Consider the following 7,520-nt stretch of genomic DNA (forward strand, 5'->3'; position numbering starts at 1 on the left):
GGACTTGGTTTTGATTTTTGTCTGATGAGGTGCAAGATTTGAGCTAGACAAATTCTTCATGAATCGCGATCGAGATCGTCTTTTAATTGATGCCAAATATCTGGGGGGTATTTATATTCAGGGATAAGTTCACCCTCGTACCTACAGCGATCGCAGTAGTTAAACCCATCCGCGCATAAATTATTTTGCCTGAAGCTGTTTCTACTCCGTAATAGTATTCTCGACCTAAAAACTGTCTTTCTCGAACCACAATTTTAGAGTGAGGATCGGCTACTAGAGTAATATCTTCAGGACGCAACATCAAGTCTCCAGTTGTTACTTTGTTGGGTTGAGATATTGATGCGCTGATTTTGCCTATTTCTGTAACCCAAACTTCTCCCTGTTTAGTGGCGGGTAAAAAATTTGCTTGGGTGACGAATTCTGCTACAAAGTGCGTGGCGGGATTAAGATAAACTTCTTCAGGAGTTCCTATCTGCTCTATTTTCCCTTGATGCATCACGGCAATTTTATCAGAGATTGCTAGGGCTTCCTCGCGATCGTGAGTGACAAAAATCGCTGATGTCCCTGCTGCTTTAAGAATAGCGCGAATTTCGGCTCGCAGGCGATGGCGTACCTGGACATCCAAATTACTCAAGGGTTCATCTAATAAAATCAAGGCTGGTTCTGGTGCTAAGGCTCTTGCCAGAGAAATACGTTGCTGTTGTCCACCTGAAAGTTGATGAGGATAACGCTGTTCAAAACCTTTTAATCCCACCAAGTGAAGAATTTCTCCAACTCTCTGCTCAATAGACGGCTGATGCTGACGAGTGAATAAACCTTTGCTACCCTTGCTAGAGTTTTTCTGACGTTTTAAACCGAAGGCAATATTTTCTGCCACGGTTAAATGAGGAAACAGAGCATAATCTTGAAAGACCATGCCTGTATGGCGCTTTTCTGCTGCTAAAGATTCACAGTTAGTCGCAACTACCTTGCCGGCGATCGCTACTGTTCCTCCAGAGATAGATTCGAATCCCCCTACTATTCTTAAAAGGGTGGTTTTGCCACATCCAGATGGCCCCAATAAGCCTAGTAATTCACCATGATTGAGAGTTAAGCTAACATCATCTAATACTGCCGTAGATTGACTATTTGTAGCCAATCCTGTTCGACCAGGAAAAGTTTTAGTAATGTTTTGAAGCTGGAGAATTACTGACTGATTCATTATTTTAGACAAAGAAACCAACTCTGGCTCTTTATAAGAATAGTTCTCAATTAAAGTCTACCTTATGAACCACCTGTTTTGGCTTGGTATTTAACCTCACAAGAGAACTCTTTTTAAACAAGGCTGTATCTTTGCAACATCATATCAATAAGTTTAGGCAGACTTTTCCCTAGTTGCTTAGCATCAGTGAAGCTCAATTGTTTATAACCAGCCATATCAAAAGGCAGAGTGCCTGATAAATCGGCGCGTTCTTGGGTCAAAAGCAAAATTTGACCATTATCTTTAGTTTGAATACCATAGCCCAATTCAACACAAACTTTAGAGTCTATTAACAACTCATGCCGATCATCTGTGGTGATGCTTTCAATCGGTGTGACATCGGCAATTAACAGTAAACTTTTATTAATCTTACTAAACTGACTGTTGCTCAAGCGTAATGGAGAGCCTGAAATGCGGGGAGTAACTTCTAAAGTTAAAGGAATTCGCGATCGCGTTGCGAGATTCTCAATAATTGTGGTCAAAGTGGCAGTAATTGCTTCATTAGCAGCCTGGTGGTGAGTTTGGGGACTGTAATAAATAATTGGTTGCAACCCTGAAATACTGGTAGATTTGGTGAAATAAATTTCCTGAGACACCAAATCAATGTTAGATACTACATAAGTACCGCTACCTTGGATATAAAATTCTACGGTTTTTCCTGATAGATATAGTTGAAACCAGTCCGAACCTTCTACTTCTAAGTGATCGTCTAAAAAATCTGCCCGCAAACCTGTTTTCAAAAGGCTATTTCTACTTAAGCGGAGGGTACAAGGATGCTGAATTACCTGCTTAATCGGTTTATACTGTGCTAAATACCAAGCTTTGAGCGCAATGATTGCCACAATTATCTGTTAAAAGATGAGAATACTCAATTTTAAGCCATCTTCTCATCTATCTCAACAGTAGATGCTAACATCTTCACCACAAGTATCGGCTAGATAGCAAATTGCTCGAAAACGCAGCGCAATCAGCTCGTTGTAAACAGGATTGAGTTTACATAGGGGAGGAATTTTGATCAAAGTATATTTTCCTAAGCTTACTTCTCGTTCAAAAGGACATTGACTGGGTATCATTTTACAGATGCGATGGGCAAAAGCACGATCTTTAATAGCCATACCATCTAACCATGTCCGCACAGGAGATAGCACGATTTTGCTTGGTTTGCTTATAGTAACGGGAAAGATAGCGCGTTGTATACGAGCTAGCCACAAACTGGGATGCAATGTGGCAAATGTATGTTGTACTAAATTCATTAAGGACTCCTAAACACTAGTATTTGCTAACGGTAGTAATCGATTTACGATGGTTTTTTAGGTTTGGTTGTCTGTTTAAATGCGCCGACTCAAACGAAAAATTTTAGTTTGGAGCCGAAGTTAATCTACAAAAAAGCTTATTGGCTGATAAACTTTTGTTTCAATCTTATGCTGCACGATCTCCTTTTGATTTTGCCTGAGCAAGATCACCTAATTACTGTGAAATTTGTCTAAAGTCATGGTTAATTGTTGGTAAACATGATTATTTGACAAAATATCAACAGAGTTCAGAAAATCACAGATTCTTTTGTAACAGATAAATTTTGGACATATTGTTATTTAAATCACATTTATACTGTTATGACTTTTCTCCAGTACATGTTGCTTGGTGCTAGACCAGAATAATCCCAGTTACTTGGTGAGCTAAAAAATCTAAAAAATCTCCTTGAGAATATGAACAGCGATCGCAATCGCCAGCCAACTCAAAAAACTATAGCGAGTTAAGGTTAAAGCGTCATTAATTTTCTGGAGTGAAATTTGTTCTGTAGGATTACCAAGTAGAGGCTTTTCTTTGACTATTCCCTGGTAGGTATTTTTTCCACCCAACTGCACTTTTAAAAATCCTGCATAAGCAGCTTCGCTCCAGCCTGAATTAGGACTAGGATCTTTGATGCCATCACGACCACAAATGTTCCAAATTTCTGAAGATCTGCCAGAACCAAGACACAAAGTTAGTACCGTCAAACGACAGGGTAGCCAAGTTAGACGATCTTCTAATTGGGCGCTAAACCAGCCTAGGTCAGTATAGGGTTCGCGGAGATAGCCCACCATGGAATCCAAAGTGCTAGCAGCTTTATAAGCTAAAGCGACAGGAACAGCACCGAGCGGTGTAAAAGAGCCAGCGATCGCATAAAACAGGGGAGCAGTCACACCATCAACCGAGTTTTCCGCCACTGTCTCTAATAAGGCGCGGAGAATTTCTGGCAAAGATAAATTTTCAGTGTCTCGCCCTACATATAAACTCAGACGCGATCGCGCTTCAGTTAAGTTATGAGCATTAATTGAAGCCAAAACATCTTGTACTGCTACCCGCAGACTTTTGCCTGCCAAACAGCTAGCCAAGAGGATTATTTGGACAGCTAATGCCAAAATAGGATTGATTACCTTACAGATCCAGATAATTAACCAGCTAATCAGTCCGCTACCAATGATTAAGCTAAGACCCAACCCTACTCCCGCCAAACGACGTTGCCAACCAGGAGGACAGATTTTGATTGCTAAATTAGCATAGTGTTGAATAATCCATCCCATTCCCTGTACTGGATGCAGCCACCCCCAAGGATCGCCAATCAGATAGTCTAAGTAAGCTGCTAATAAAAGAATTACGCTTGGTGATGAACTAAGCTCTTCTATATTAATCTCGAATTTGAGCAACATTATCTTCCCAATTTTGTCCATCAAATGAACGAATAGTAAACTTGTCTATGATGTCTCGATCTAGACAGCGAAGATTAACATCAATCATATTGGGATGGGAACGGGGGCGATAAAAAGCATGAATACCGCAGACTGAACAAAAAGTGTGTTGAGCAATTTTGGTATTAAAACTATAGGAGGTCAAACTATTTGCTCCCTGCAATAGCTGAAAATTTTCGGCAGGAACAATTAGATGCAAAAATCCTTTTTTACGACAAATAGAACAATTGCAATCTTCTGCTCGAAAGCGATCAATTAATACTTGAAAGCGAACTGAACCACAATGACAGCCACCTTGATAAGTTACAGCTTTTTGAGATTTAGTCAATTTATTTAAGATCGAATAGAAGACAGATATATATCTTATCCAAAATCAGCTTGAAGAGCATCATTTTCTGCTCAGTTAAATTCTGGATAATTGCTCCTACTCGTGAAATAATTTCTGATAATTTTTGCCAGATTTAGCTAAAATTAACCATGTCTTTGCAACTTTAAACTACAAAATTATTTTCTTCTCCCTGAGCTGCTTGCCAACTGCGAGCATCATAATATAGATCCGCTAGGGTAATTCCATAGAGTGCTTCTTTTAGTTTTTGATGTAGTCTACGCCAAAGACTAAACGTAACCCAATCTTCTGGCAAATTGCGATCGGCAAATTGATTAGGTAAAGGTTCAATAGTTTCGCCTACCGCTTCTAAAATTTTGCCTAGTGAAATTTGTTCTGGTTTAGCTGCTAGCTGATAACCTCCTTTTGCTCCTCTAACTGAATTGACGATTCCAGCTCGCCGCATTTCTATCAATAGCTTTTCCAAATAAGGTGCTGGTAAATCTTGTCTTTGAGCAATCATTTTCACTGATATTGGTTGATATCCTGGCTGCAAGCTTAAATCTAGCAATGCCTTAACGCTATAGTGACCGCGAGTAGTTAATTTCATGAATAAAATTTAATCCTGATTAAAATCTGTGTATGTTAGTTACTATTTTTTTGCTAACTTATAAATATTAATTATTGGCAATGTCAACATAGATCAATAAAATAAAATTTTATTTTTTTAATTTAGTTAATTATGCTCAATAAGTGTAATATAGTTTTATAGGAAAATAGAAAAGTAAAAAAATCAGCCCTAATTAAACTTTAAGCTGAAAGCAAAATTGTAAACCAAATAAATTTTTAGTTGTTTCAAATTTAATGGCAAAAACAACCCAACCACAACCTTTAGTCGGTTCAACATTAATAGATAGAGTAAAAGAGCTTGGCACTCTCTCAAAAGAAGAGAAAGCCAAAAAATGTGGCTATTATACAGTCACCAAAAAAGGAGTAGAGCGAGTCAATATGATGAAATTTCTTAATGCATTAATTGATGCAGAAGGAATTGAATTGGATAGTACTTCCAATGGACAAGGTAGAGGTGGACGTTCTGCTAGCTATCGAATTAGCGTCCAGTCTAATGGTAACTTATTAATTGGCTCTGCTTATACCAAAAAAATGGGATTAGAACAAGGAGATGAATTTGAAATAACTTTAGGCAGAAAGCATATTCATCTGCGACAAATTGGTGTTGATGATGAAGAATAGAGTTTCATAAGTTTTATAGGCAGAGATAATATAATTTGTGTCAGCTAATCAACAAAAAATAAAGCTATTTAGAGGAGTTCGGTTTGATCTAGATTTATCCGCCGTTTCACCTCTTTTTTTGTTTCTCTCTGAGATTTAGAATCAAAATTTTTTGATCGCTGATATGTATTTAAACTGTATTTGCTTAAATTAGAAAATAAATTAGTCAATCTTAAACCAGCAAATTAAATGCTTGACAGTTTAGCCTCTATTGTTGCGATTGATGGCTAAGAAACATTGCTATATCAAGAAACTGAGAAGAGGAGTCGCCACTGCTTGAGGAGGAGTATACTGTTGCCTAAGTTCAGTCATCGGTTTGACAGATTTTTGCTCTCCAAGCTCCCAAATCCAATGAGGAGAAATGACTAGCACGAAAATAGAAACGAAAAGACCCCAAAATAACAAAGAGATAAATTGCTTGTCTTGTTGAGCGATCGCAATGGCTGTAGCGCCCAAAGTAATGCTAACAGAACCACAAATAAACGGTAAATAAAAATCAATATAGTCGCGGACACCCCAATTTAGTCCTGCCAAAGCTGCCAAAAGTGCCATCAAGGCAAAACCATAGATCCAGCTTCGAGGATAAATAATAAAGCTGGGTAAATTGTAAATTCGGTCTAGCTGTTTTCCTGCTGCCAAAGCCAAGGCAGGATAGAGAGGTAACACGAACAAATCATTGTGGTTAAGCATTAAACACTCCAAGATTAGGTATCCTCCGAGCCATACTGCCAATAGCTTTCCCCATCCCCAATGAAGATTGTGCTGAATCAACTGTATTCCTGCAAACATAACTATTAACCAGGGCAACAAATACTGTATACCTTGAATTAGATAGTAATTAGGAGAAAATTCTCCCATGACAAAATGCTGTTGTGCTGAAGGCAAAAGGAAATTAACCATAACATCACCAACATCAAGCTGACGGTAGTGCCATAATTGAGCAAAATACCACACCGCGCTGGGAACTGCGCCCAAAAACAATCCAGCCCAAAAATAAATCGAACTGAGTAATCGAGGAGTATCCCAAAACAAAAATAACAAAATGATTGCCAGAATTTGAATCCCGAATAATCCTTGGGTTAGGCTCATTAAGCTCAAGCCAATTCCTGTGACCCAAGTCCATTTTAGGTCGCGACGGGATCGCAAAACCGCCCAAATTGTGAGCAATTCAAAACAAAGTAACGGTCCATCTAAAGTGGCTAATCGACTATAGCGCACTACAGGCAGACAAGTTAGATAAACTAAAGCCGAAAATAAGGCAGGAAGACGAGCCACAAAAATTTCGCGACCGATCTGATAGAGTAGCAGCACCGATACAGCCCCCAGTAAAGCCCCTGGAAAACGAGTAGTCATCTCGCCTACCCCAGCAATTTTATAGGCGACCGCCACTAAATTATGTATCAGAGTGGGTCCCTCTAGATAGGGTTTATTCCCAAGAGTAGGAAAAATCCAGGTACTTAAATCAGTACTGCGATAAATCTCTTTTGCCACCTGTGCCAGAGTTGTCTCATGGGAATCAAGCAGAGGTAAACTGGATAAATTAACCAAAAACAGAGCTGATGCTGCTAGCAACAAGCCACTTAAACACATTAACTCTAGCCAAACTTCACTTTGGCGTAGCCGATTAGATGAGCGTCTCCACATCGATACATACTTAATGGGCATATATTAACTTCACAACTACAGCTAACGGTTTAATGGTGAATCTTGACAATTTTAATTAGTAAAAGTGAGAAAATATAAAATTCAAAACATAGGTTGTTTTTTGTTTCAGGAAGATCTAAACTCAACCCTTAACTAAAGAAATCCCTGTCAGCACAAGGACTCTCAAAGATTTAATAATGAATCTATTGATTAGATCACCTAAGTTTGTCTCAAATACGGTTGCGCGAATTTTTGCGTTGAGAGTTAGCCTTAACCAGTTTATACTTATTCT

The 7,520-nt window shown here is 38.7% G+C and carries 8 protein-coding genes; 1 reads left to right on the top strand and 7 read right to left on the bottom strand.

Annotated features, from left to right (window positions below; genetic code table 11):
* Positions 1-82 precede the first annotated feature (82 nt).
* The 6 genes from C7B62_RS09490 to C7B62_RS09515 form a co-directional block, all read right to left on the bottom strand.
* Entirely contained in the window at positions 83-1,201 is a 1,119-nt protein-coding gene (locus C7B62_RS09490; protein ID WP_106235215.1) for an ABC transporter ATP-binding protein, read from the bottom strand.
* A gap of 113 nt (positions 1,202-1,314) precedes the next feature.
* A complete protein-coding gene (locus C7B62_RS09495) occupies positions 1,315-2,082 on the bottom strand; it encodes a hypothetical protein (protein WP_106235217.1) in 768 nt (255 codons plus the stop codon).
* Positions 2,083-2,136: 54 nt separating this feature from the next.
* Entirely contained in the window at positions 2,137-2,493 is a 357-nt protein-coding gene (locus tag C7B62_RS09500; RefSeq protein WP_106235219.1) for a Mo-dependent nitrogenase C-terminal domain-containing protein, read from the bottom strand.
* 432 nt (positions 2,494-2,925) lie between these two features.
* Positions 2,926-3,930: an adenosylcobinamide-phosphate synthase CbiB gene (gene cbiB / locus C7B62_RS09505; protein WP_106235222.1), complete on the bottom strand. Its 1,005-nt coding sequence runs from the start codon at positions 3,928-3,930 to the stop codon at positions 2,926-2,928.
* The gene (locus C7B62_RS09510) at positions 3,908-4,297 is read right to left on the bottom strand and encodes a GFA family protein (protein WP_106235225.1); all 390 of its coding nucleotides are present in this window, start codon (positions 4,295-4,297) and stop codon (positions 3,908-3,910) included. The genes cbiB and C7B62_RS09510 overlap by 23 nt, the downstream gene beginning before the upstream one ends.
* 163 nt (positions 4,298-4,460) lie before the next feature.
* Entirely contained in the window at positions 4,461-4,904 is a 444-nt protein-coding gene (locus C7B62_RS09515; RefSeq protein ID WP_106235227.1) for an RrF2 family transcriptional regulator, read from the bottom strand.
* 254 nt (positions 4,905-5,158) lie between these two features.
* Between C7B62_RS09515 and C7B62_RS09520 the strand changes: the two genes are divergently transcribed.
* Positions 5,159-5,545: an AbrB family transcriptional regulator gene (locus C7B62_RS09520; RefSeq protein WP_106235230.1), complete on the top strand. Its 387-nt coding sequence runs from the start codon at positions 5,159-5,161 to the stop codon at positions 5,543-5,545.
* Between the two features lie 279 nt (positions 5,546-5,824).
* Here C7B62_RS09520 and C7B62_RS09525 read toward each other — a convergent pair whose 3' ends face one another.
* Entirely contained in the window at positions 5,825-7,249 is a 1,425-nt protein-coding gene (locus C7B62_RS09525) for a glycosyltransferase family 39 protein (protein WP_106235232.1), read from the bottom strand.
* Between the last annotated feature and the right edge of the window lie 271 nt (positions 7,250-7,520).

It is taken from the genome of Pleurocapsa sp. CCALA 161 (genome assembly GCF_003003995.1).
Taxonomy (GTDB): Bacteria; Cyanobacteriota; Cyanobacteriia; order Cyanobacteriales; family Xenococcaceae; genus Waterburya.